22 protein-coding genes are annotated in these 22,716 nt (G+C 70.9%); 11 read left to right on the top strand and 11 right to left on the bottom strand.

Translation table 11 applies throughout. From position 1 onward, the window contains the following. Positions 1 to 123 precede the first annotated feature (123 nt). The gene (locus G6N10_RS06380; RefSeq protein WP_085101222.1) at positions 124 to 1,674 is read right to left on the bottom strand and encodes a leucyl aminopeptidase; all 1,551 of its coding nucleotides are present in this window, start codon (positions 1,672 to 1,674) and stop codon (positions 124 to 126) included. 15 nt (positions 1,675 to 1,689) lie between these two features. Continuing rightward, positions 1,690 to 2,799, bottom strand: coding sequence for an adenylate/guanylate cyclase domain-containing protein (locus G6N10_RS06375; RefSeq protein ID WP_085101224.1), 1,110 nt, complete (start codon positions 2,797 to 2,799; stop codon positions 1,690 to 1,692). Between the two features lie 5 nt (positions 2,800 to 2,804). On the opposite strand from G6N10_RS06375, the gene gcvT reads away from it, so the two are divergent. The 3 genes from gcvT to G6N10_RS06360 are packed head-to-tail and all read left to right on the top strand — an operon-like array spanning position 2,805 to position 5,314. Then, positions 2,805 to 3,899 (top strand): glycine cleavage system aminomethyltransferase GcvT, encoded by a 1,095-nt coding sequence (gene gcvT / locus G6N10_RS06370; protein WP_085101227.1) that lies wholly within the window; start codon positions 2,805 to 2,807, stop codon positions 3,897 to 3,899. Positions 3,900 to 3,930: 31 nt separating this feature from the next. Next, on the top strand, positions 3,931 to 5,037 hold the full coding sequence (locus G6N10_RS06365; protein ID WP_085101230.1) for a branched-chain amino acid aminotransferase: 1,107 nt from the start codon (positions 3,931 to 3,933) through the stop codon (positions 5,035 to 5,037). A gap of 16 nt (positions 5,038 to 5,053) precedes the next feature. Then, the gene (locus G6N10_RS06360; protein ID WP_085101232.1) at positions 5,054 to 5,314 is read left to right on the top strand and encodes a type II toxin-antitoxin system VapB family antitoxin; all 261 of its coding nucleotides are present in this window, start codon (positions 5,054 to 5,056) and stop codon (positions 5,312 to 5,314) included. Here the strand turns inward: G6N10_RS06360 and G6N10_RS06355 are convergent. From G6N10_RS06355 to G6N10_RS06340, 4 genes are read right to left on the bottom strand one after another with little or no spacing between them, the layout of a single operon-like run. Then, the gene (locus tag G6N10_RS06355) at positions 5,311 to 6,036 is read right to left on the bottom strand and encodes an adenosylcobinamide-GDP ribazoletransferase (protein WP_085101235.1); all 726 of its coding nucleotides are present in this window, start codon (positions 6,034 to 6,036) and stop codon (positions 5,311 to 5,313) included. The genes G6N10_RS06360 and G6N10_RS06355 overlap by 4 nt on opposite strands. Next, positions 6,033 to 7,070 (bottom strand): nicotinate-nucleotide--dimethylbenzimidazole phosphoribosyltransferase, encoded by a 1,038-nt coding sequence (gene cobT / locus G6N10_RS06350; protein WP_085101238.1) that lies wholly within the window; start codon positions 7,068 to 7,070, stop codon positions 6,033 to 6,035. The genes G6N10_RS06355 and cobT overlap by 4 nt, the downstream gene beginning before the upstream one ends. Further along, complete coding sequence (locus G6N10_RS06345) at positions 7,067 to 7,615, bottom strand: bifunctional adenosylcobinamide kinase/adenosylcobinamide-phosphate guanylyltransferase (protein WP_234810712.1); 549 nt, start codon at positions 7,613 to 7,615, stop codon at positions 7,067 to 7,069. The genes cobT and G6N10_RS06345 overlap by 4 nt, the downstream gene beginning before the upstream one ends. Next, on the bottom strand, positions 7,599 to 8,273 hold the full coding sequence (locus G6N10_RS06340) for a DUF3043 domain-containing protein (RefSeq protein WP_109750663.1): 675 nt from the start codon (positions 8,271 to 8,273) through the stop codon (positions 7,599 to 7,601). Before G6N10_RS06340 ends, G6N10_RS06345 begins: the two co-directional genes overlap by 17 nt. A gap of 72 nt (positions 8,274 to 8,345) precedes the next feature. On the opposite strand from G6N10_RS06340, the gene G6N10_RS06335 reads away from it, so the two are divergent. Further along, positions 8,346 to 9,425: a glycerate kinase gene (locus G6N10_RS06335; RefSeq protein ID WP_085101241.1), complete on the top strand. Its 1,080-nt coding sequence runs from the start codon at positions 8,346 to 8,348 to the stop codon at positions 9,423 to 9,425. 93 nt (positions 9,426 to 9,518) lie between these two features. Continuing rightward, a complete protein-coding gene (locus G6N10_RS06330) occupies positions 9,519 to 9,908 on the top strand; it encodes a HesB/IscA family protein (RefSeq protein ID WP_085101244.1) in 390 nt (129 codons plus the stop codon). An 83-nt stretch (positions 9,909 to 9,991) separates the two neighbouring features. Here the strand turns inward: G6N10_RS06330 and G6N10_RS20325 are convergent, their stop codons facing one another. Further along, positions 9,992 to 11,098, bottom strand: coding sequence for an Rv0361 family membrane protein (locus G6N10_RS20325; protein WP_234810717.1), 1,107 nt, complete (start codon positions 11,096 to 11,098; stop codon positions 9,992 to 9,994). Positions 11,099 to 11,304: 206 nt separating this feature from the next. Here G6N10_RS20325 and G6N10_RS06320 point away from each other — a divergent pair, with 206 nt between their 5' ends. Next, positions 11,305 to 12,279: a carbohydrate kinase family protein gene (locus G6N10_RS06320; RefSeq protein WP_085101247.1), complete on the top strand. Its 975-nt coding sequence runs from the start codon at positions 11,305 to 11,307 to the stop codon at positions 12,277 to 12,279. 12 nt (positions 12,280 to 12,291) lie between these two features. On the opposite strand, the gene asnB is transcribed toward G6N10_RS06320, so the two are convergent. Then, positions 12,292 to 14,223, bottom strand: a complete 1,932-nt coding sequence (gene asnB, locus G6N10_RS06315; RefSeq protein ID WP_085101250.1) for an asparagine synthase (glutamine-hydrolyzing) — start codon at positions 14,221 to 14,223, stop codon at positions 12,292 to 12,294. Positions 14,224 to 14,313: 90 nt separating this feature from the next. On the opposite strand from asnB, the gene ctaC reads away from it, so the two are divergent. From ctaC to G6N10_RS06290, 5 genes are all read left to right on the top strand, one after another. After that, positions 14,314 to 15,399, top strand: coding sequence for an aa3-type cytochrome oxidase subunit II (gene ctaC, locus G6N10_RS06310; RefSeq protein WP_085101252.1), 1,086 nt, complete (start codon positions 14,314 to 14,316; stop codon positions 15,397 to 15,399). 17 nt (positions 15,400 to 15,416) lie between these two features. Next, positions 15,417 to 15,836, top strand: a complete 420-nt coding sequence (locus G6N10_RS06305) for a cytochrome c oxidase subunit 4 (protein WP_085101255.1) — start codon at positions 15,417 to 15,419, stop codon at positions 15,834 to 15,836. 136 nt (positions 15,837 to 15,972) lie between these two features. Beyond that, positions 15,973 to 16,899, top strand: coding sequence for an MmpS family transport accessory protein (locus G6N10_RS06300; RefSeq protein WP_163742260.1), 927 nt, complete (start codon positions 15,973 to 15,975; stop codon positions 16,897 to 16,899). 17 nt (positions 16,900 to 16,916) lie between these two features. Next, positions 16,917 to 17,540, top strand: coding sequence for a DUF2561 family protein (locus tag G6N10_RS06295; RefSeq protein WP_163742257.1), 624 nt, complete (start codon positions 16,917 to 16,919; stop codon positions 17,538 to 17,540). 119 nt (positions 17,541 to 17,659) lie between these two features. Continuing rightward, on the top strand, positions 17,660 to 18,907 hold the full coding sequence (locus G6N10_RS06290; protein WP_085099185.1) for an MFS transporter: 1,248 nt from the start codon (positions 17,660 to 17,662) through the stop codon (positions 18,905 to 18,907). Positions 18,908 to 19,047: 140 nt separating this feature from the next. Here G6N10_RS06290 and qcrB read toward each other — a convergent pair whose 3' ends face one another. The 3 genes from qcrB to qcrC are packed head-to-tail and all read right to left on the bottom strand — an operon-like array spanning position 19,048 to position 22,693. After that, complete coding sequence (gene qcrB, locus G6N10_RS06285) at positions 19,048 to 20,718, bottom strand: cytochrome bc1 complex cytochrome b subunit (RefSeq protein WP_085099188.1); 1,671 nt, start codon at positions 20,716 to 20,718, stop codon at positions 19,048 to 19,050. Next, on the bottom strand, positions 20,715 to 21,875 hold the full coding sequence (gene qcrA / locus G6N10_RS06280; protein ID WP_085099192.1) for a cytochrome bc1 complex Rieske iron-sulfur subunit: 1,161 nt from the start codon (positions 21,873 to 21,875) through the stop codon (positions 20,715 to 20,717). The genes qcrB and qcrA overlap by 4 nt, the downstream gene beginning before the upstream one ends. After that, the gene (gene qcrC / locus G6N10_RS06275) at positions 21,872 to 22,693 is read right to left on the bottom strand and encodes a cytochrome bc1 complex diheme cytochrome c subunit (RefSeq protein ID WP_109750591.1); all 822 of its coding nucleotides are present in this window, start codon (positions 22,691 to 22,693) and stop codon (positions 21,872 to 21,874) included. The genes qcrA and qcrC overlap by 4 nt, the downstream gene beginning before the upstream one ends. Between the last annotated feature and the right edge of the window lie 23 nt (positions 22,694 to 22,716).

Here is a 22,716-nt window from a genome sequence, read left to right as displayed (position 1 = left end):
CGGTCGATCGTCCACTGCGGTCGCCCCCATCCTGTCACTGCGGTCGGGGGTCTATCCACTCAGGTTGCGGTCGATTTTTGTTACTGGGCGGTAGCTTTGGCGCGGGCTCAGGCACCCGGTCGGTCACCCGTTGGCGGCGATGTCCTCCAGCACCGCGAACATGGTCCGCACCGGCACCCCGGTGCCGCCCTTGGGCGTGTAACCCCAGGCGCTGCCGGTGTTGTAGGACGGGCCGGCGACGTCGATGTGCACCCAGTCGACGCCGTCGGCGACAAACTCCCGCAGATACACCCCGGCGACCAGCATGCCGGCGAACCGCTGGCTGCTGATGTTTGCCAGATCGGCCACCGTCGACTTCAGGTCGTCGGCGAGTTCGTCGGGCAGCGGCATCGGCCAGGCGTTCTCGCCGACCCCGGCCGACAGCCGCGCCACCCGGTCGCGGAACTCGTCGCTGCCCATCACGCCGGGCATCCGGGACCCCAGTGCGACCAACTGCGCGCCGGTCAGCGTGGACGTCTCGATCAGGTAGTCCGGTTCGTCCTCGCAGGCCCGCACGATGGCGTCGGCCAGGATCAGCCGGCCCTCGGCATCGGTGTTGAGCACCTCCACGGTGGTGCCGCCGTACTGGGTGAGCACGTCGCCGGGGCGCTGGGCCGAGCCCGAGGGCATGTTCTCGGCCATCGGGACGGTCGCGGTCACCTCGATCGGCAGCTCCAGGCGGGCGGCCAGCACCACGGTCGCGATGACCGCCGCCGCGCCGCCCATGTCCGAGGTCATGTGATGCATCGAGGCGGCCGGCTTGATCGAGATGCCGCCGGTGTCGAAGGTGACGCCCTTGCCGACCAGCGCGACCTTCTTGCCGCCCGCGCCGCGGTGCCGCAACCGCACCAGCCGCGGCGAGCGGTCCGAACCCTTCCCGACGCCGACGATGCCGCCGTAACCGGCCTTCTTCAGCTCCTTCTTGCCGAGGACCTCGACCTCCAGGCCGAACTCCTCGCCGAGCGCCTCGGCGCGGCGGGCGAACGACTTGGGGAACAGTGCGTTCGGCGGGGTGTTGACCAGGTCGCGGGCGACGGCCACCGCGTCGGCGACCAGCGCGGCCCGGTCCGCGGCGGCCGCGGCGCCCGCGGCGGTGGCCAGCGCGACGACGGTGTCCAGCCCGGGTTCGGTCGGGGCGGTCTTGGTGCTGCGGAACTCGGCGAACCGGTAGCCGCCGAGCAGGGTGCCCTCCACCGCCGCCGCCACGTCGACCTCGGCCAGGGCGGTGACCAGCACCGGTACCCCGGAGGCCGCCCGCGCCGCCGCGCCCGAGCAGCGCCGGATCAGATCGGCGGGCAACTCCTCGGCGCTCTTGCCCAGCCCGACCGCCAGCACGCTGTCGAACGGCAGCGCCGGGACCACCAGCCGGGTCACCTGCTCGGCGCCGGTCTTGGCGCCCAGCGCGCTCAGCTGGCTCTCGATCTGCCCGGTGGCCTCGGCGTCGAGGAACGGGTTGGCCAGCACGACGGCGGGGCCGCCGTCGGCCCCGGCGACGATCCCGACGACCAGCGCCCGCGGCCGGGGCTCGGGCAGAACGGCGGCGGTGTCGGTGGCCTCGTCGATGGCCGCGACGGCCTCGGCGAGGGTCGCGGCGACGGAGACGGCGGGGGACTGGCGGTCGAGGTGGCTGCTCACCCGGTCAACAGTAGGTCAACCCGTCCCGTTCAGGTCGTAGACCGCCGCCGGCTCGTCAAAACCCTTGAGGTGCAGCGGATCCAACTCGCGGGCCGGGGAATCGGCCAGCAGCTCGCGCAGGTCCCCGGTGATCAGGATCTGATCGGGGCCGGCGGCATGGGCCAGCCGGGACGCCAGGTTCACCGGGTTGCCGAAATAGTCGCCGAGCATGGGGACGACCTCGCCGAACGCCAGGCCGGCGTGCACCCGCAGGCCGGCCGCATCGGCGTCCGGATGGGTGACCAGCTCGATTGCGGTCCGGGCCAGTTGCTGCGGCGTCGAACTCACCCACATCACCTCGTCGCCGATGAACTTCACCACCCGGCTGCCGTTGGCCTGCACCACCTCGGCGACGGTGCTGCCGAACTCGGCGAGCAGCGCCGAGAGCTGCTGGTAGGTCAGCACCCGGGTCAGCGCGGTGAAACCGGACAGGTCGGCAAACCCGACGCCAACCACGATGCCCGCCGACGGACCGGCGGCCAGACCTTCCAGAAAGGTCCGGGTGCTGACCTGGTGATGGCGATGGACCACGTCGATCACCGCACCGATCCGCGGGATGAACGCGGCGGTCGACCGCCACGCCCGGGCGGTGATGAGTTCGTCCTGGGTGTGGCCCAGCCACACGTCGGGCTGGCTGATCCGGATCATCGATGATTCGGCCTCGGCCAGCCGGGCCATCGTCGCACCGAGCACCCGCAGGAAGCCCTCGACGGCGTCGCCGAGCCGGTCCCGCATGGCCGCCCAGGTGGCCAGCGCATCGACATCGGCGTGGCTCAGCGCCGGGGTATCGCGATCGGCAACGCTCAGGCCCAGCAGCGACCAGGCCCGCTCCACGTCGGCAACCGGGACGCCGAGTTCGACGGCGGCGCTGGTCAGGCTGTGGATCGGCGGCCCGGACCAGCCCAGCACATCGCCGGCCAGCCCGAACAGCCGGCCGCGTTGCTCGGCCTCGGCCATCTGCTCAACGCTGAAGCCCAGGCTGTCGAGATAGTTGATCAGCGGCATCCGCGCGCGGGCGTCGGCGACGCCCGCGGCCTCCAGCGCATCCCAATCGACCACCCAAACCAGTCTGCCGGTTAGGGTCATTTGTCGTGAGCGAACTGCAACACGGACCCCTGGAAGATCGCCACCGCGCCCTCGGTGCCAGCTTCGCCGAGTTCGGCGGCTGGCTGATGCCGGTGTCCTACGCCGGGACGGTTTCCGAACACCACGCCACCCGCACCGCGGTCGGCCTGTTCGACGTCAGCCACCTGGGCAAGGCGCTGGTGCGCGGGCCCGGCGCGGCGGCGTTCGTCAACGCCACCCTCACCAACGACCTGGGCCGGGTCGGCCCCGGGCAGGCCCAGTACACGCTGTGCTGCACCGACCGCGGCGGGGTGATCGACGACCTGATCGCCTACTACGTCTCCGACGACGAGATCTTCCTGATCCCCAACGCCGCCAACACCGCGACCGTCGTCGCCGCGTTGGCGGCCGTGGCCCCGGCGGGCATCACCGTCACCGACGAACACCGGTCCCGCGCGGTGCTGGCCGTGCAGGGCCCGCGGTCCACCGAGGTGCTCGCCGGCCTCGGCGTGCCCACCGACCTGGGCTACATGTCCTGGACCGACGGGGAATGCGCCGGGGTGCCGGTGCGGGTCTGCCGGACCGGCTACACCGGCGAGCACGGCTACGAGCTGCTGCCGGCCTGGGCGGACGCCGGCGCGGTGTTCGACGCGCTGGAGCCGGCGGTGACCGCCGCCGGCGGGCAGCTGGCCGGGCTCGGCGCCCGCGACACGCTGCGCACCGAGATGGGCTACCCGCTGCACGGGCACGAACTGTCGCTGGACATCACCGCGCTGCAGGCCGGCTGCGGCTGGGCCGTCGGCTGGCGCAAGGACGCGTTCTGGGGCCGCGAGGCGATGCTGGCGGAGAAGGCCGCGGGCCCGGCACGTCGGCTGCGCGGCCTGCGCGCCGTCGGTCGCGGGGTGCTGCGCGCCGACCTGACCGTGCTCTCCGGCGACCGCCCGGTCGGCGTCACCACCTCGGGCACGTTCTCCCCGACGCTGAAAGTCGGTATCGCCCTTGCCCTGATCGATTCGGCCGCCGGGATCGCCGACGGCGACCGGGTCAGCGTCGATGTGCGCGGGCGGGCGGTGGAGTGCGAGGTGCTCAAGCCGCCGTTTGTGGCCGCAGCACCGAAATAATCAGCTGGACCCGCGGTTATACAATCGCAGCATGACCCAAGCCGACCTCAATTTCACGCTTGCCCGCAATCCCAACCCGGCAAGCGACGAGGTACGGCGCGAGATCCTGGCCAACCCCGGCTTCGGCAAGTTCTTCACCGACCACATGGTGTCGATCGACTACGACGTTGACCGCGGTTGGCACGATGCGCAGGTGCTGCCGTACGGGCCGATCCAGCTGGACCCGTCGGCGGTGGTGCTGCACTACGGCCAGGAGATCTTCGAGGGACTCAAGGCCTACCGCTGGCCCGACGGCTCCATCGTGTCGTTCCGGCCGCAGGCCAACGCCGCGCGGATGCGGGCCTCGGCGCACCGGCTGGCCATGCCGGGCCTGCCCGACGAGGTGTTCCTGGAGTCGCTGCGCCGGCTGATCGCCGTCGAGGCCGATTGGGTGCCCGCCGCGGGCGGAGAGGCCGCGCTGTATCTGCGCCCGTTCACCATCGCGACCGAGTCGGGCCTGGGTGTGCGCCCGGCCAACCAGTACCGCTACCTGGTGATCGCCTCGCCGGCCGGCGCGTACTTCTCCGGCGGGATCAAGCCGGTCAGCGTGTGGCTGTCCACCGAGTACGTCCGGGCCAGCCCGGGCGGCACCGGCGCGGCGAAGTTCGGCGGCAACTACGCCGCCTCGCTGCTGGCCCAGGCCCAGGCCGCCGAGCAGGGCTGCGACCAGGTGGTCTGGCTGGATGCCATCGAACGGCGCTACGTCGAGGAGATGGGCGGGATGAACCTGTTCTTCGTGCTCGGCAGCGGCGGCTCGGCGCGGCTGGTCACCCCGGAGCTGTCCGGCTCACTGCTGCCCGGCATCACCCGGGATTCGTTGCTGCAGTTGGCCGTTGACGCCGGATTCGCCGTCGAGGAACGCAAGATCGACGTCGAGGAGTGGCGCAAGGGCGCGGCCAGCGGGGAGATCACCGAGGTGTTCGCCTGCGGCACCGCGGCGGTCATCACCCCGGTCTCCACTGTCAAATACGAGGGTGGCGAGTTCACCATCGGCGACGGCACCCCCGGCGAGATCACCATGGCGCTGCGCGACACCCTGACCGGCATCCAGCGCGGCACCTTCGCCGACACCCACGGCTGGATGACCCGGCTGGGTTGACGCAAGAGGTACCACGATGGCGCTGAATATCGAGGACCCAGTCGTGCACGACCGGGTGAAGCGGCTCGCCGAGCTGACCGGAGAATCTCCGGCGCAAGCCGTAGCCACGTCCGTAGAGGAACGGTTGGTCAGGCTGCGGCAGGAGGATCTGGCTGTTCGGCTGCTGGCGATCGGTAAGCGGGCAGCGGAGCGGATGCGCGACACGGGCAAGCCGGTCGACCATGGTGAGCTGTTGTACTACGAGCGCGATGCCTCTTCGGTGCTCGACGGAAGCTAACCGGCCGCCAAACCCAGTGCGAGCAGGACCGTCGTCGTCTCGACCGCGGCGCCGAGCACATCCCCGGTGATGCCACCGAATCGTCGCACGCAGTGCCTCACCAGCACCGCCACCAGGATCAGCGCCGCGACGACGACCACCGGGCCCTGCCAGGGCCGCGGGGTGAGGAACGCGGTCGCGACCCCGGCCGCCGACACCCAGCCGGCGATGACCCACCACGGCTGACTGCCCGCCACCAGCGCGCCCAGCGAACTGCCGGGCGCGGCGGGCACCGAGCGGCGACACGCCAGCAGCGCGCCAACCCGGCCGACGGCCACCGCCGCGACGATCCCGGCCACCGGCAGCGCCGCGAACGAAAATGCCTGCAGCAGCAGCACAATCACCACTGCAGCGACCCCGAACGGGCCCGCGCCGCCGTCGCGCATCACCGCCAGCGCGCGCTCCGGCGGGCCGTAGCAGCCCAGCCCGTCGACGGTGTCGGCCAACCCGTCGAGGTGCAGGCCCCGGGTCAACAACGCCAGCGCGGCCACCGCAAGCACCCCGGACAGCGGGCTGGCCGCACCGAACAGTTCCCGGCCGCCGATCGCCACCCCGGCGGCGACGGCGCCCAACACGATGCCGACCAGCGGCAGCGCGGCCAGCGCGGCCCGCCCGAACGGTGTCCGGGACCGGATCGGCAACACCGTGCCGAAGGTGAAGGCGGCCGCCACCGGGCCGATCACGGGGCCGGAGCCGAGATGTGTGCGGAGTCGAAGGTGGCCATGGTGGCCAGCGTCTCGACCGCCGCCCGCAGCACCGGCAGCGCCACCGCCGCCCCGGTGCCCTCGCCCAACCGCATGCCCAGATCCAGGATCGGTTCCAGCCCAAGAGATTTCAGTGCCAGGTCGTGCGCGGGTTCCGGTGAGCGGTGCCCGGCCCGCCACCACTGCGGCGCGCCCGGGACCAGCCGGGCGGCGACCAGCGCCGCCGCGGTCACCACCAGCCCGTCCAGCAGCACCGGGGTGCGGCGCACCGCGGCCTGGCCCAGGAACCCGGCCATCGCGGCCAGGTCGGCGCCCCCGGCGATGCGCAGCAGGTCCACCGGTTCGGCCCGGCGGGCCCGAAACAGCGCGTCGCGCACCGCGGCGGTCTTGCGGGCCCAGCCCGCGTCGTCGATCCCGCTGCCGCGCCCGACCACCACCACCGGCTCGTTCTTGGTCAGCGCGGCGACCAGAACCGTTGCCGCGGTGGTGTTTCCGATGCCCATGTCGCCGGCGATCAGCAGGTCGGCGCCGGCGTCGACCTCCTCGTCGGCGATCGCCCGCCCGACCGCCACCGCCGCGGCGGTCTGCTCGGCGGTCAACGCGTCCTCGACGGCGATGTTGCCGCTGGAGCGCCGGATCCGGTGCGGCGCCTCGGCGCCGGGCTCGGTGTCCACCGCGACGTCGACGACCCGCACCCCCGCATCGGCGATCCGGGCCAGCGCGTTGATCGCCGCGCCGCCGGCACCGATGGTGGCGACCATCTGCCCGGTGACCTCCGGGGGATAGGCCGACACCCGCGCGGTGGCCACCCCGTGGTCGGCGGCGAACACCACGATCCGGGCTCGGGCGAACTGCCGCGGCGGACAGTTGCCCTGGCAGCCGGCCAGCCAGATCGACAGCTCCTCCAGCCGGCCCAGCGCGCCGGCGGGTTTGGCCAGCCGGTGCTGCCGGGCCCGGGCCGCGTCGGCGGCGTCGGGATCCGGCGGGCTCACCTCGGGCCAGGACTCGGTCATCGTGCTCCCTTGATCGGCACCGCGACGCCGGCGACCACCAGCACCACCCGGTCGCAGGCCGCGGCCAGGCGCTGATTCACCTCGCCCAGCGCGTCGGCGAACATCCGGCCGGATTCGCTGGCGGGCACCAGGCTCAGCCCCACCTCCGGGCTGACCAGCACCAGCGGCGCCCGGTAGTCCGCGACGGCCCCGACCAGCGCGGTGATGGCGGGCTCGGCGGTCCCCGCGGCCCAGTCGCCGGCGTCGTAGACCGCGGTCAGCCAGCCGCCGACGTCGTCGACGAGGGTGGGCAGCGGATCGGCGGCGGTCAGCACACCGGCGACGTCGGTGCTCTCCACGGTCTGCCAGCCGGCCGGCCGGCGGTCCCGGTGCGCGGCCACCCGGGCCGCCCAGCCGTCGTCGTCGCGACCGGTGCCCCCGGTGGCCAGGTAGCGGACCGGGCCGTCGGAGGCGGCCGCGGTGACCGCCCGCTCGGCGAACGCCGATTTACCGGACCGGATCCCGCCGAGCACCAGCAGTCGGGGGGCCTCAGTCGATGATGTCACCGCGGTTGACCATCGGCTTCGGGGCCCGCATGCGGCGCAGCTGGGAGGCCCGGCCCGCGGCGTACAGGCCGAGCCGGAACTTCCCCTCGGCGTTGTCGGGGAACTTCTCGTCGACCCGGTTGGCGACCTGGCGGCCCAGCATGATCGCGTCGATCAGCATCAGCAGCATCAACATCAGCATCGGGGTGGAGCCCATGGTGGCGAACCGCTGCGGCATCGCGAACATCACCACCAGCATCGCCAGCGCGGCGTACATGAACAGTCCGAGCAGGCTGAACCGGCGGGAGTCGACGATGTCGCGGACGTAGCGGCGCACCGGGCCCTTGTCCCGGTCCAGCAGGTAGGCTTCGTCGCCCTCCATCATCCGGGCCCGCCGGTCATCCATCCGGGCGCGCCGCTCCAGCCGGGCGGCCTTGCGGTCCTCCTTGGACAGCTTCGGGCCGCGCAGTGCCTTCCGCCGGGCCCGGGCCTCGGACATGCTCTGCGGGGCCGGCGCGACGGGGCCGCGGCGGCCCTGATCGCGCTTGGGGGTGGGCCGGCCCTTCGGCGGGGTGGCGCCGGTCGAACGGACGTCCTCGGCGCCGGTCAACTCGGCGGCGGTCGAGGCGACATCGGTCGCGTCGTCGGCGGGTGTCTTCTTACGGCCCAACAAGCTCACGCCGACCAGGGTACGTCGGGCGACGCGGTCCTCCGGCAGGCACCCGAGCGCCCCCGGCACTACGGTGAGCCCATGACGGGCCTGCGGGTGCTGATCGCGCCGGACTGCTTCGGTGACACGCTCACCGCGGCGCAGGCCGCCCGGGCGATCGCCGCCGGCTGGCGGGCGGCGCGCCCCGACGATCGGCTGATCCTCGCCCCGCAGTCCGACGGCGGCCCGGGGTTCCTGGAGGTGTTCGCCGCTGGGTCCGGCACGCTGCGGCGGACGCCGGTGCGCGGCCCGCTGGCGGACCTGCGCACCGCGGCCTGGGTCTACGACGCGGACAGCCGCACCGGCTACATCGAGTCCGCGCAGGCCTGCGGGCTGGCCGCGCTGGACGGGCCGCCGACGCCGCAGACCGCGCTGGCCGCACACAGCGGCGGGGTCGGTGAGCTGATCGGCGCCGCGCTGGCCGCCGGCGCGCGGCGGATCGTGGTCGGGCTGGGCGGCAGCTGCTGCACCGACGGCGGGCGGGCCATGATCGACGCGCTGGGCGGGCCGGTGGCCGCGGCCGCGGCGCTGACCGGGGTGGAGCTGATCGCGGCCACCGACGTCGAGCATCGGCTGCTCGGCCCGATGGGCGCCGCGGCGGTGTTCGGCCCGCAGAAGGGCGCCGACCCGGCCACCGTGGCGCTGCTGGAACGACGGCTGCGGGACTGGTCGGCCGTACTGGACCGGCTGGCCGGCACCCCGGTGTCCGAGCAGGCCGGGTCCGGGGCCGCCGGCGGGCTGGGCGCGGCGCTGCTGGCACTGGGGGCGCGCCGGGAATCCGGGGCGGCGGTCATCGCTGAACACACCGGCCTGCACGAGAACCTGGCCGCCGCCGACTTGATCATCACCGGCGAGGGCCGCCTGGACGACCAGTCGTTGCACGGCAAGGTGATCGGCACCCTCGGCGGTGCGGCCCGGGCCCGCCACGTGCCGCTGATCGCGCTGGTAGGCCAGCTGGAGCTCGACGACGCCGCGCTGGCCGCCGCGGGCATCGCCGCGGCCGCGGCGCTGGCCGACTACGCCGGGTCGACGGAGCTGGCGATCGCGGATGCGGCCGGTCAACTGCAGGGCCTGGCCGCGCGCACGGCGGCGGACCTCGGACACCTCGAAGATCGGGAATAACTCCCGGCAGGGGTACGGTTAAGCCACTAGGACCCTCAGCACAGTCGCGGGCCGGTCCGACCGCAGCCCGCACAGCGGAATCAAGGAGACGTAATGACCCTGCAGGACGACTCGGCAGTGCAGACCGACGCCGCGCAGACCGACACCGCGACCGAGGCGCACGGCGTGACCCTGAGCGAAGCGGCGGCGGCCAAGGCCAAGTCGCTGCTCGATCAGGAGGGCCGTGACGATCTGGCCCTGCGCATCGCGGTGCAGCCCGGCGGCTGCGCCGGCCTGCGCTACAACCTGTTCTTCGACGACCGTAGCCTCGACGGTGACCTCGTCGTCGACTTCGCCGGCGTGAAGCTGACCGTCGACCGGATGAGCGCGCCGTACGTGCAGGGCGCCACCATCGACTTCGTCGACTCCATCGAGAAGCAGGGCTTCACCATCGACAACCCGAACGCCACCGGCTCCTGCGCCTGCGGCGATTCGTTCAACTGATCGGGCAGCACCAGCTCCGACGAAAAACGCGGCCGCCCCGGGATACCGGGGCGGCCGCGTTTTGCCGTGCCGACGGCCTGCGATCAGAACGATCCGCCGCGCATCACATACGAGCAGACCAGGATCTGGCCGTCGGACTCCTGCAGCTGAACGATGGCCTGACGCTCGGCGGTGCCGGTGCCGCGGACCGCCGAACCCGGCGTGGTCCGCATGGTGAACAGCACTTGGGCGTTGCTGGGGGAGACGAACACCATCTTGTCGATCGAGGTGACCTCGGTCTTGGAGAACTGCTTGTCGTAGGCCTGGGCGGCCAGCTTGGACACCGCGAGCTCGCCGCGCAGATCGGTGACCTGGTCATAGAGCCCGCACAGCGAATTGCGGGCGATCTCGTCGAGGTCCTGGTCGGCCAGGGCGTTGAGGAAGGTCTGGATGGCCTGGGTGGCCGAGGCCTCGGTGATGCCCTGGGCGGGGTCGACGGTGGAGTCGCCGCGCACCGCGACGACGACGGCGATCAGCATCGCGGCCACCGCGAGCAGCACCGCTGCGGGCAGCCCCCAGGACTTCCACCGCGGCGGGCGGGGCGGATAGGGCACGGCCGGTGGCAGCATCCCCGGATACGCCGGTGCCGGGTTGGACCCGTACATCTGGCGGTACTCCGGTGAGCCCGGGTACGGCATCGGCGGCGGGGGCGCACCGGGACCCGGAGGGAAACCGGGGTAGCCGGGGGCCGCCGGCGGCGGGAAGTACGGCTGGGCCGGCGCCGGGGCGCTCGGGTAGGACAGCGGACCCGACAGCGCCTGCGGCCCGGACAGGGCGTGCGGGCCGGACAGCGCTTGCGGCCCGGTGCGCGGGTCGTCCGGGGTCTGCGGATACGGCAGCGGCGCGCCCGGAACGGGGATCGCGCCCGAATTGGCGACCGCGGCCGGGATGGCCAGGTGCGGATCGGTCGCCGGCCCGGACTCCACGGCCGGCTCGGCGGGGGCTGCCTGCGCGGGTTCCTGCGGCTGCGGTGCCTGCTCGGCCGGCTCGGGGGTCAGCGCGGCGTCGGCGGCGTTGTTTGAGGCGTCGGCCGCGGCGTGTTGCCCGGTGTCCTGCCCGGCGCCGGTCGCTGCGTCCTGCCCGGCCTGCGGCTCCCCGGCGGGCGTCGGCTCCACCCCGGGTTCCGGTGACGGCGGGTGCGCATCAGTCATCAAAAGCTCCTGGTCGGGGACGGTTTGGCGGGACGCAACGGCCTCCGGCCTGCGTCGGAGCCAGCCCCGGGCGGGCGTGGCACCGGCTCTGCTAGGCAGGTTAGCGCAACGCGGGCGATTGCCGCCGGGGCGCCGATCTTGGGTAACGTTCGCCGAATGCGCCCCGACCGGGGCCGACACCCACAACACGAAGGGCGGCCCATCCCGTGAGCATCGCCGTCACCGGTTCCATCGCCACCGACCACCTGATGCGCTTTCCCGGCCGGTTCGCCGAACAGTTGCTCGCCGAGCACCTGCAGAAGGTTTCGCTGAGCTTCCTGGTCGATGACCTGATCGTGCACCGCGGCGGGGTGGCCGGGAACATGGCGTATGCGATCGGCGTGCTCGGCGGAAACGCGACCCTGGTCGGCGCCGCCGGCGTCGACTTCGCCGACTACCGGGCCTGGCTGGAGGCCGCGGGCGTGGACTGCGACCACGTGCGGATCTCCGAGGTCGCCCACACCGCCCGTTTCGTCTGCACCACCGATGAGGACATGGCACAGATCGCGTCGTTCTATCCGGGTGCGATGTCGGAGGCCCGCGACATCTCGCTGGCCACGCTGGTCGAGCACAGCGGCACCCCGGAGCTGGTCATCATCGGCGCCAACGACCCGGAGGCGATGTTCCGCCACACCGAGGAGTGCCGCACGCTGGGTCTGCGCTTCGCCGCTGACCCCTCCCAGCAGCTCGCGCGGCTGTCCGGTGCGGAGATCCGGCAGCTGATCGACGGCGCGGAGATGCTGTTCACCAACGACTACGAGTGGGACCTGCTGCTGAGCAAGTCCGGCTGGACCGAGGCCGAGGTGATGGCGCAGATCGGCCTGCGGATCACCACCCTGGGTGAAAAGGGCGTCGACATCGTCGAACCCGACGGCACCACGCTGCACGTCGACGTCGTGCCGGAGACCGCCAAGGTGGACCCCACCGGCGTCGGGGACGCGTTCCGGGCCGGCTTCCTCACCGGGCGCAGTGCCGGCCTGAGCCTGGAGCACAGCGCGCAGCTGGGTTCACTGGTCGCGGTGCTGGTGCTGGAGACCACCGGCACCCAGGAATGGGCGTGGAACAAGGAAGCCGGGATCGAACGGGTCCGCGGCGCCTACGGCCCCGCCGCGGCAAGTGCCATCGCGGCCGCCCTGCTGTAGCCGCGGCCGTAGTTACAGCTGGACCGGGTAGCTGGGCTCGGAGATGGTGGGCACCACGGTGCCCTCGACAAAGATCGCGTGCCACAGCATGAAGATCAGCACGGTCCACAACCGGCGGCTGTGATCGATCTCGCCGGTGCGGTGCTCGTCGAGCATCCGGCGCACCCCGGCCAGGTCGATCAGGTGCCCGGCCTGTGAGGTGTTGATCATGTGATTGGCCCAGTCCAGCAGCTCGCCGGCCCGCAGCCAGTGCCGGATCGGCACCGGGAAGCCCAGCTTGGCCCGATGCAGCACGTGCGGCGGGACCACCGGTTCCAGCGCGCGGCGCAGCGCGTACTTGGTGGTGGTCCGGGTGATCTTCTGCTCCAACGGCAGCCGGGAGGCCACCGCGAACACCTCGGAGTCCAGGAACGGGACCCGCAGCTCCAGCGAGTTGGCCATCGTCATCTTGTCGGCCTTGACAAGAATGTCGCCGCGCAGCCAGGTGAACAGGTCCAGGTGCTGCATCCGGGCCACCGGGTCCCAGCCCGCCGACTCCGCATAAATGGGGGCGGTGACATCGACGTGGGTCCAGTCCGGGCGGAAGTGCGGCAGCACCGTGCGCAACTGGTCATCGGAGAAGCTGCGCGCGTTGCCGTAGTAGCGCTCCTCCAGGGTGAGCGAGCCGCGGTGCAGCAGGCTCTTGCCGCGCATCCCCTCCGGCAGCGGCTTGGACATCTTGCCGACGGACCGGCGCACCTTCGGCGGCAGATAGTCGAACGCCTTCAGTGACAGCGGCTCGCGGTAGATGGTGTAGCCGCCGAACAGCTCGTCGGCGCCCTCCCCGGAGAGCACCACCTTGACGTGCTTGCGGGCCTCGCGGGCGACGAAGAACAGCGGCACCAGGGCCGGGTCGGCGACCGGCTCGTCGAGGTACCAGACGATCTCCGGCAGGGCCTCGACGAACTCGGCGGGGGAGACCACCTTGGTGATGTGACGGGCGCCGATCGCCTCGGCGGTCGCCACCGCCACGTCGATCTCGGAGAAGCCCTCCCGCTCGAACCCTGTGGTGAAGGTGATCAGCCGCGGGTTGTGCCGGATTGCCAGCGCTGCGATCGCGGTCGAGTCGATGCCGCCGGACAGGAACGCGCCGACGGTCACGTCGGCCCGCATGTGCTTGGCGACCGAGTCCTCCAGCACCGCGGTGATCTCGTCGTAGCGGGCCTGCTCGTCGTCCGGGCGGAACGGCACCGCGGAGAACCGCGGCCGGAAGTACCGGGTGATTTCGGGGCGGCCGCCGGGCCGGATCCGGGCATAGCTGCCCGACTCCAGCCGGCGCACCCCGACGTTGAGGGTTTCCGGCTCGGGCACGTACTGCAGCACGGTGTAGTGCTGCACGGCGCGCACGTCGATGTCGGTGTCGATGCCGAGCCGATCCGCCAGCGCCATCAGGCACTTCTTCTCGCTGCCCAGCACGGTGCCGCCCGGGCCGGTCGCCACGAACAGCGGCTTGATGCCGAACGGGTCGCGGGCGCAGAACAGCTCGCCGGTGACGGTGTCCCAGATCGTGAAGGCGAACATGCCGCGCAGCCGGGTGAGTACGTCGGGGCCCCAGTGGTGGTAGCCGGCCACGATCGTTTCGCCGTCGCCCTCGGTGGCAAACGTCACATCGTGGTCGCGGGCGAGCAGCGCGCGCAGCTCCAGGTAGTTGTAGATCTCGCCGTTGAAAACCAGCGTGTAGCGGTCCGGGGACTCCGGCGGCCCCCAGCGCAACGGCTGGTGGGAGTGCGCGATGTCGATGATCGACAGCCGGTTGAAGCCGAGCACGGCGCGGCCGTCCGACCAGGTGCCGGGCTCGTCGGGCCCGCGGTGCCGCATCAAGTGCGACGCGCCGGCGACGGCGTCGATCAAATCATCGGTGACCGGCGTCTCCGGGGCACATACCAGGGCAAGCAGACCGCACATCGACGCAAGTATGCCCGATTGGGTAGGTGTGTCGCGTCTGCCTAACCCTTGTGGTCTACGCTGCGTAGTATTCGATTCGCGACGCAGCCCATGCGACTGGAATTGCACACAGGAGGCGCCACCGTGAGAGACCGCGGGCAAGGCTTTTCCGGACGCCGCTCACGCCGGCTCCGGCCAATCGTTCTGACCGGCATGCTGGGGATTCTGGCGGTCGGGTTGAGCGGCTGCACCTGGCAGGACGCCGCGGGGCTCGGCTGGCCCAAGGGCGTGACCGACCAGGCGCACGCGAACTACAACTTCTGGCTCGGCGTCGTCATCACGTCGGCCGTCGTCGGTCTGATCGTGATCGTGCTGATGTTCTGGACCACGGCGTTCCACCGGCACAAGCCGGGCGACACCGAGCTGCCCCGGCAGTTCGGCTACAACATGCCGCTGGAGCTGGTCCTGACGGTCATCCCGTTCGTGATCATCTCGGTGCTCTTCTACTTCACCGTCATCGTGCAGGACAAGATGACGGAGCTGACCGACGATCCCGAGGTCGTCGTCGACGTCACCGCGTTCCAGTGGAACTGGAAGTTCGGCTACCAGAGCGTCGACTACGCCGACGGCAGCTTCACCTACGACGGCGCCGACCCGGAGCGCAAGGCCGCCATGGTGTCCAAGCCCGAGGGGCAGGATGAGCACGGCAAGGAGCGCCGCGGCGCCCTGCACGGCAACAACTCCGAGGACCGCAGCTTCCTGAACTTCGACCGGATCGAGACCCTGGGCACCAGCTCGGAGATCCCGGTGCTGGTCATCCCGGCCAACAAGCGGGTCGAGTTCGTGCTGAACGCCTCCGACGTCGTGCACTCGTTCTGGGTGCCGGAGTTCCTGTTCAAGCGCGACGTGATGCCGCATCCGAAGGCCAACAACCAGGTCAACCGCTTCCAGATCACCGGCATGGGCGAGGGCCCGGTGGTGGGCCGCTGCGCGGAGATGTGCGGCACCTACCACTCGATGATGAACTTCGAGGTTCTCGCGGTCAGCCCGGACGAATTCAAGACCTACATCGGCAAGCGTGAGCAGGGCCTGTCCAACGCCGACGCGCTGGTCGCCATCGGCAAGTCGCCGGTTTCGACGGTGACCCATCCGTTCGACAGCCGGCGCGGCGAGCTGGCGCCGGAGCCCAAGAGCTAGGGACTGAGGACACAGACATGCATATCGAAGCCCGGATCTTTGAGATCCTCGCCGGATTCTTCGTCGTCTCCACCATCGCCTACGTCGTGCTGACCGACATGTTCGCCACCGGCGGCATCGAGTGGGTCGGTGTGGTGGCCCTGGCGCTGTCCGGCGGCCTGTTGCTGATCATCGGCACCTTCTTCCGGTTCGTCGCGCGACGGCTGGACACCCGGCCCGAGGACTATGACGAGGCCGAGATCGTCGACGGCGCAGGCGAGCTGGGCTTCTACGCCCCGCACAGCTGGTGGCCCATCCTGATCGCGCTGTCCGCCTCGGTCACCGCCGTCGGCGGCGCGCTGTGGATGCCGTGGCTGCTGATCACCGGCATCGTCTTCGTGCTGGGCTCGGTCGGCGGCCTGGTCACCGAGTACCACGTGGGACCCGAGAAGCACTGACCCCGTTCGTGGCCGGCCGATTCAGTCGGCTGCCGCACCGCAACCAATCCCGGGTCCTGGGCCCGCGATTGGGTAGGGTGACGCGGCAGGAGCACCTGCCGTCGGCAGGCCGATGTCGTCGAGAAGGACAGCCAGAATGAGCGAGGCGGAGCCAGGCGATGCGGCCGGCGGCCGTCATCGGGATCCGAACTCCGGGCCGGCGGACGACGCCACCGAAATCGTCGGTGCAGACGACTTGGGCACCAACGACTTGGACGACTTCGCCGAGGCCGCCGAGGTTGAGGATCCGGATCCGCAGACCTATCACGCCTACTCGGCGCCGGAATCCGAGCACATCACCAGCGCACCGTATGTGCCGGCCGAGATCGCGCTCTACGACTACGACAACTACGACCGGGTCACCGAGTACGAGGATGTCCGGCCGCCGCGCTGGCCGTGGGTGGTCGGTGTCACCGCGATCGTCGCCGCGATCGCGCTGGTGGTGTCGGTGTCGGTGCTGGTGACCCGCACCGAGACCAGGGACACCGCGAACCAGTCGACGACGACCGTCGCCGGACCGCCGGTGCAGGACGAGATCACCAAGCACACCCCGCCGCCGGAACCCCCGCCGCCGCCCCCGCCGCCGCCGAGCGAGGAACCGCCACCCCCGCCTCCTCCTCCGCCACCACCCCCGGAGACGGTGACGGTGACCCCGCCGCCGCCGGTCGTCGAACCGGAGCCGGAGCCGGAGCCGGCGCCGGAGCCGGAGCCGACAACCACGACGCCGCCGCCGACCACCACGACCAGGGCCGCGCCCCGGCAGGTCACCTATTCGGTGACCGGCACCAAGTCGCCGGGTGACATCATCACCGTCACCTATGTCGACGCGAACGGACGCAGCAAGACACTGCGGAACGTCTACATCCCGTGGTCATATACGGTGACACCTATTTCGCAGTCCGAAATCGGTTCGGTGCAGGCCTCCAGCCTGTTCCTGGTGAGCAGGCTGAACTGCTCGATCACCACCAGCGACGGGCAGACGCTGTCGTCGAATCAGAGCAATTCCGCACAGACGGCCTGCTGATGGAACGGGGTACGAACATGGCTGATCGCAAACCGCTGGGCATGCTCACGGATCCGTCCGAGACCGCCGACCGGGCCGGCGTGATCACCTGCGCGGTGGTCTGGCTGATCGCGCTGGCGCTGGGCGTCGCCGCGATTGTCGGCCTGGTCGACATGGCGACCCCGGAGCAGGCCGGCGTGGAGGAGACCGGCGGCGCCGTCTCCACCTGGTGGCTGTGGGTCATCATCGCCGTCTCCGCGGTGATCATCGCCGGATCGATCCCGCTGCTGGTCCGGGCCCGTCGCGCGGCGGAGTCCGAACCGGCGCGTCGAGCGGTGAGCCGTCCGGTGCTGCGCAAGGCCGTCGACCGGGACCCGCCGGAGCGCTCCGGCGCCCCGCAGCGGGCCGGCCTGCCGGCCGAGACGCTGGACCGCATCCTGCTGCGCGGTGGCGTCGGTGTGATGACCGGCGCCGGCCTGGGCATGGCCCTGGTGGCGCTGGGCACGCTGCTGATGGCCGAGGGATACGACACCGGCGCGTGGGTGTGCATCGGGGTGGCCGGGGTGATCACGCTGGCGCTGATCGCGATCCCCGAGTTGTTCGTCAAGGAACTCAAGACCGCGGTGGCCGACCTCGACGAGGATATCGAGATCCCGGCCTGATCGGCCCGGCTGCGGCCGGGCCACCCACAGATATATTCATATGCTATGTATATATCTGTGGTGTGTGATGCTCTGACCGGCCGGCGACGCGGCTCCGCGCGGGCCGGCCACGGTTCCGGATGACCGCCGGAGCGACCGCGCCGCCGCGACCCCGCGGGGCGCTGAGACTGATCTTCACGCCGGCGTTCGGTGCACTGTTCTGGGGCAAGATGGCCTCGGTCATCGCGGTGTGGACGCACGGCATTGTCGCGGCCATCGTGATGTACGACGCCACCGGATCGGCGCTGATGGTCGGGCTGGTCGGGGTTGTCCAGTTCGGGCCGCAGCTGATCCTCACGCCCACCAGCGGAAAGTGGGCCGACCGCGGCGACCCGGCCCGCCAGATCTTGCTCGGACGGGTGATCTGCGTCCTCGGTTCCGGCTTCACCGCCGCCTGGTTCTACCTCGACTCCGACCTGGCCGGATCCATCGCGGCGATCCCCGTGCTGGTCGGTTCGCTGATCGTCGGCTTCGGGTTCGTGGTGGGTGGCCCGGCCATGCAGTCCATCGTGCCGAATCTGATCCGCGACGGCGAACTGCCCACCGCGATGGCCCTGAACAGCATCCCGATGACCATCGGCCGGATCGTCGGCCCGGTGTCGGGCGCCTACCTGGCCGCCCAGCTGGGCGTGGGCAGCGGGTTCGCGGTCAGCGCCGGGCTGCACCTGGTGTTCGCCCTGCTGCTGGTCGCGGTCCGGTTTCCGGCGCCCCCGGAGCGCTCCAGCGGGGTCGACGACCGGGTCCGCGCCGCGCTGCGCTACGTCTGGCGCGACCGCCCGCTGCTGCTGGCCCTGCTGGCGGTGACGGTGGTCGGCATCGCCTCGGACCCGCCGATCACCCTGACGCCGTCGATGGCCGAGGAACTCGGTGGCGGCACCCGGCTGGTCGGACTGCTGTCCGCGGCGTTCGGCATCGGGGCGGCCGTCGGGATGGGCGTGCTGGCCCTGTTGGGTGGTCGGCTCGCGTCGGCCCGGGTCTCCTCGGTGGGTCTGTCCGGGGTCACCGCGGGCTGCGCGATGCTGGCGTTGGTGACCTCACCGACCGCCGCGGCCGTCGGGTTCGCGGTCACCGGCCTGGGCTTCGGCTGGGCGACCACCGGCCTGGCCACCGTGGTCCAGGAGCGGGCCCCCGAGGAACTGCGCGGTCGAATCATGGCGCTGTGGCTGGTCGGCTTTGTCGGTTCCCGCCCGCTGGCGGCCGCACTGCTCGGCGGCACCGCGGATCTGCTCAACGTGCAGGCCGCGTTCGTGGTCGCCGCGGTGCTGTGCGCCCTGACGGCGCTGTGCTGCCGGCCGGCCACCCTGACCGGACCGCGGCCGGCGCTCTGAGACCGGCTTGCTGAGACCCGGTGGCCGGCCGCTGGCGGCTGAGAGCGTCGGCTGGTTGCCGACGGCCGGTGGGGGAGGGGAGTGGCAGAAACGACGGTGGCCCGGGGATTGCTCCCCGGGCCACCGTCGTTGGTGAACGATCAGTGATCGCCGTCGCGCGCGGCGGTCTCGTCGTCCTGGTATTCCTTGAGCGCGGTCAGCGCCCGATGGTGGGACTCGTGATCGGCCCGGGCCAGCGCCTGGTCCTCGGCCGGCGGATCCGCCCGCAGGAAGCTGCCGGAGCCCGGCTTGCCGCTGGCACCCAGCTTGTTCATCCGCTTGGGCAGTGCAGCGCCCTCGTAGGGCAGCGGAATCGGGTGGCCGTGCTCGTCGACCGGGCCGAGCGGCTGGTGCAGCTCGATGTAGGCACCCTCGGGCGTCCGCTTGATGATGCCGGTCTCGATGCCGTGCTCCAGGGTCTCGCGGTCACTGCGCTGCAGGCCGACGGCCCACCGGTAGGTGACGAAGTAGACGATCACCGGCAGCACGATCATGCCGATCCGGCCGATCCAGGTCGTCGCGTTCAGCGAGATGTGGAACTTCAGCGCGATCACGTCGTTCATGGCCGACAGCGTCAGCACCATGTAGAACGCGATCGCCATGGCGCCGATACCGGTGCGCACCGGCACGTCACGCGGACGCTGCAGCAGGTTGTGGTGCGCACGGTCGCCGGTGAACTTCTTCTCCAGGAACGGCCACGCGCCGAGCATCACGAAGATCACGCCCATCATGACCGCAACCCAGACCACCGCCGGGATGGTGTGGCCGAACGGGTAGAACTCCCACGCCGGCCAGATACGCGCCAGGCCTTCCGTCCACATCATGTAGAAGTCCGGCTGGCTGCCCGCCGAAATCTGCGATGGCTTGTAGGGCCCGAGTGTCCAGACCGGGTTGATGGTCATCAACCCACCCATCAGACCCAGCACGCCGACCGTGATCGCGAAGAACGCACCGGACTTGACCGCGAACACCGGCATGACGCGAACGCCGACGACGTTCTGCTCGGTACGGCCGGGGCCGGGGAACTGGGTGTGCTTCTGGAACCACACCATCGCCAGGTGGATGCCGATCAGGGCCAGGATGATGCCCGGGATCAACAGGATGTGCAGGGCGTACATCCGGGGGATGATGATGCCCGCCCCAGACGCCTCGCACTCGTAGCCGACGCCGCCACAGGGGAAGTCACCGCCGAACAGCGCCCAGTGCAGCCAGGAGCCGATCACCGGCATGCCCAGGGTGATGGACGACAGCGCGGCCCGCATACCGATGCCGGACAGCAGGTCGTCGGGCAGCGAGTAGCCGAAGTAGCCCTCGAACATGGCCAGGATCAGCAGCAGGGTGCCGATCACCCAGTTCGCCTCACGCGGGCGCCGGAACGCGCCGGTGAAGAAGATCCGGGCGAGGTGGACCATGATCGACGCCGCGAACATCAGCGCCGCCCAGTGGTGCACCTGGCGGACGAACAGGCCGCCGCGAACCTCGAAGCTGATGTCCAGCGTGGAGGCGTAGGCCTTGGACATCTCGATGCCGCGCAGCGGCTGGTACACACCGTTGTAGGTGACCTCGGCCATCGACGGGTCGAAGAACAGGGTCAGGTACACGCCGGTGATCAGCAGCACGATGAAGCTGTACATGGCGATCTCACCCAGCAGGAACGACCAGTGGGTGGGGAACACCTTGTTCAGCTGGCGGCGTACCGCGGCCGACGGGTGGTACCGGGAATCGATTTCGTTGCCTTGCTTGGCCAACCGCTCACCAATTTTCGAACTCATGACTTGCGCTCCCAGAAGGCCGGTCCGACGGGTTCGATGAAGTCACCGTTGGCGACCAGATACCCGTCCTGATCGATGGTGATCGGAAGTTGTGCCAGCGCCCGCGCGGCCGGGCCGAAGATCGGCTTGGCGTAGCTCAGCGCGTCGAACTGCGACTGGTGGCACGGGCACAGGATCCGGTAGGTCTGCTGCTCGTAGAGCGAGGAGGGGCAGCCCAGGTGCGAGCACACCTTGGTGTAGGCGAACAGGTCGCCGAAGTTGAAGCTCTCCTGGCCCTTGCGCTTGACGACCTTGTGGGCGTCCTCGGGGCGGATGCGGATCAGCATCACCGGGTTGCGGACACCCATCAGGATGCCGGCCAGCTTGCCGTGCGATTCGGAATCGGTGCCCTCGCCGTCGGAGACGCGCCACGGGAAGACGGTCTCCATGCCGCCGGCATCGAGATCCTCGGCCCGCATCCGGATGAACGGGGAGTGGCTGTCACCGGTGGCCCGGGCCAGGTAGATGGTCTCGCCGTGGAACCGCGGGGTCCAGCCCGAGGTCCACAGCACGGCCTTCTTGCCCTCGGCGGTCTGCACGACCGGCTTCCACGGGTTCTTGATCAGGCCGCCCACGCCGGCCACCACGGTGCCCAGGCCGAAGGTGCCCAGCGCCAGGCCCAGCGAGGCGCCGATCATCTTGCGCCGCTTGATGGTCGAACCCTCCAGCGCGTCGGTGAGGTTGGCCGCGATGGTCTTGCGGTCGATCTCGGGGGACGCGCCGTCGTGGCGCTGCTGGATGGAGATCTCCTCCGGGATGAACTTCTTCTGGAACAGCACCGCGCCGACGCCGATGGCCAGCACGGACAGTCCGAAGGTCAGCCCGTAGAGCGGGGTGGCCAGGTTGTAGAGGAAGTTGCCCTCCTCGCCGGCGGCCTTGTACTCCCACGGCCAGAACAGGAAGATCAGCAGCAGCGCGAGGCCGGCGACGCCGCCGATCAGCAGCCACAGCGCGACCAGGCGCTCGGCACGCTTCTCCGCGCGGGTGCCCTCGACGGGCCAGCGGTTCTCCTTGAAGACGGTTTCGACGCCGTCGATCCGGCCACCGAGCTCGACCAGTTCTTCCCGCGACATCGCGGCGAGTTGCTCGTCGGTGGGGATGTCGTGGCTGTCACTCATGCTCGTGCTCCGATCCACATGGCCAGACCGATCATGGCGACCATGCCGACAAACCACATGAAGGTGGCCTCCGAGGTCGGGCCGAAGCCACCCAGGCCGTAGCCGCCGGGGCTCGGGCTGATGGTCGCGTCGTGGACGTAGCCGATGATGTCCTTCTTCTCCTCCGGCGTCAGCTGACGGTCGGAGAACTTCGGCATGTTCTGCGGGCCGGTCAGCATCGCGGTGTAGATGCCGGCCGGGGCGATGTTGCCCAGATCCGGTGCCCATTTGCCGGAGGACAGCGCGCCGCCCTTACCGGTGAAGTTGTGGCAGGACGCGCAGTTCAGGCGGAACAGGTCACCGCCGCGGGCCACGTTGGGGCCGATCAGCGACTCCGAGGAGATCGAACCGTCGGCGTCGCGGGGCACCAGCGGGCCGCCGCCGTTGGCCTGGATGTAGGCGCCAAGGGCGTCGGTCTGGTGGTCGTCGAAGGCCGGGTCCTTGGCGGGGGCCTGCGAGTTCAGGCTCATCGCCGGCATCCGGCCGGTGGAGACCTGGAAGTACGTCGCGGCCTCGCCGACACCGATCAGGCTGGGCCCGCGATCGGACACCCCCTGCAGGTTGGCGCCGTGGCAGGACACACACGAGGTTTCGAACAGCTGCTTGCCCTCACGCAGCAGCGCCGACTGGGACTCGTCGGCGACGGCGACCTGGGGCTGCGGGGTCAACACCGCGGCCAGGCCGCCGGCGAAGCCCAATGCAGCGACGAGCAGTACGCCGGCCGTCAGCCGGCGTCGCAGCCGGCGTCGGGACCGGGCTCCGCCGGTCGATGGGAACAACCGCGAACTCTTCAACCGAGCAC

The sequence above is a fragment of the Mycolicibacterium fallax genome (genome assembly GCF_010726955.1).
GTDB classification, from domain to species: domain Bacteria; phylum Actinomycetota; class Actinomycetes; order Mycobacteriales; family Mycobacteriaceae; genus Mycobacterium; species Mycobacterium fallax.
Note: the sequence above shows the minus strand (reverse complement) of the source record. Positions and strands in the feature narration are given on the sequence as shown.

Coding starts and splice junctions, on each gene's coding strand:
- G6N10_RS06305 (WP_085101255.1), top strand. CDS start 15,417: ATGCATATCGAAGCCCGGATCTTTGAGATCCTCGCCGGATTCTTCGTC.
- G6N10_RS06375 (WP_085101224.1), bottom strand. CDS start 2,799: ATGACCCTAACCGGCAGACTGGTTTGGGTGGTCGATTGGGATGCGCTG.
- ctaC (WP_085101252.1), top strand. CDS start 14,314: ATGCGACTGGAATTGCACACAGGAGGCGCCACCGTGAGAGACCGCGGG.
- G6N10_RS06300 (WP_163742260.1), top strand. CDS start 15,973: ATGAGCGAGGCGGAGCCAGGCGATGCGGCCGGCGGCCGTCATCGGGAT.
- G6N10_RS20325 (WP_234810717.1), bottom strand. CDS start 11,098: ATGACTGATGCGCACCCGCCGTCACCGGAACCCGGGGTGGAGCCGACG.
- cobT (WP_085101238.1), bottom strand. CDS start 7,070: ATGACCGAGTCCTGGCCCGAGGTGAGCCCGCCGGATCCCGACGCCGCC.
- G6N10_RS06365 (WP_085101230.1), top strand. CDS start 3,931: ATGACCCAAGCCGACCTCAATTTCACGCTTGCCCGCAATCCCAACCCG.
- G6N10_RS06330 (WP_085101244.1), top strand. CDS start 9,519: ATGACCCTGCAGGACGACTCGGCAGTGCAGACCGACGCCGCGCAGACC.
- G6N10_RS06295 (WP_163742257.1), top strand. CDS start 16,917: ATGGCTGATCGCAAACCGCTGGGCATGCTCACGGATCCGTCCGAGACC.
- G6N10_RS06360 (WP_085101232.1), top strand. CDS start 5,054: ATGGCGCTGAATATCGAGGACCCAGTCGTGCACGACCGGGTGAAGCGG.
- qcrB (WP_085099188.1), bottom strand. CDS start 20,718: ATGAGTTCGAAAATTGGTGAGCGGTTGGCCAAGCAAGGCAACGAAATC.
- asnB (WP_085101250.1), bottom strand. CDS start 14,223: ATGTGCGGTCTGCTTGCCCTGGTATGTGCCCCGGAGACGCCGGTCACC.
- qcrA (WP_085099192.1), bottom strand. CDS start 21,875: ATGAGTGACAGCCACGACATCCCCACCGACGAGCAACTCGCCGCGATG.
- G6N10_RS06335 (WP_085101241.1), top strand. CDS start 8,346: ATGACGGGCCTGCGGGTGCTGATCGCGCCGGACTGCTTCGGTGACACG.
- G6N10_RS06290 (WP_085099185.1), top strand. CDS start 17,660: ATGACCGCCGGAGCGACCGCGCCGCCGCGACCCCGCGGGGCGCTGAGA.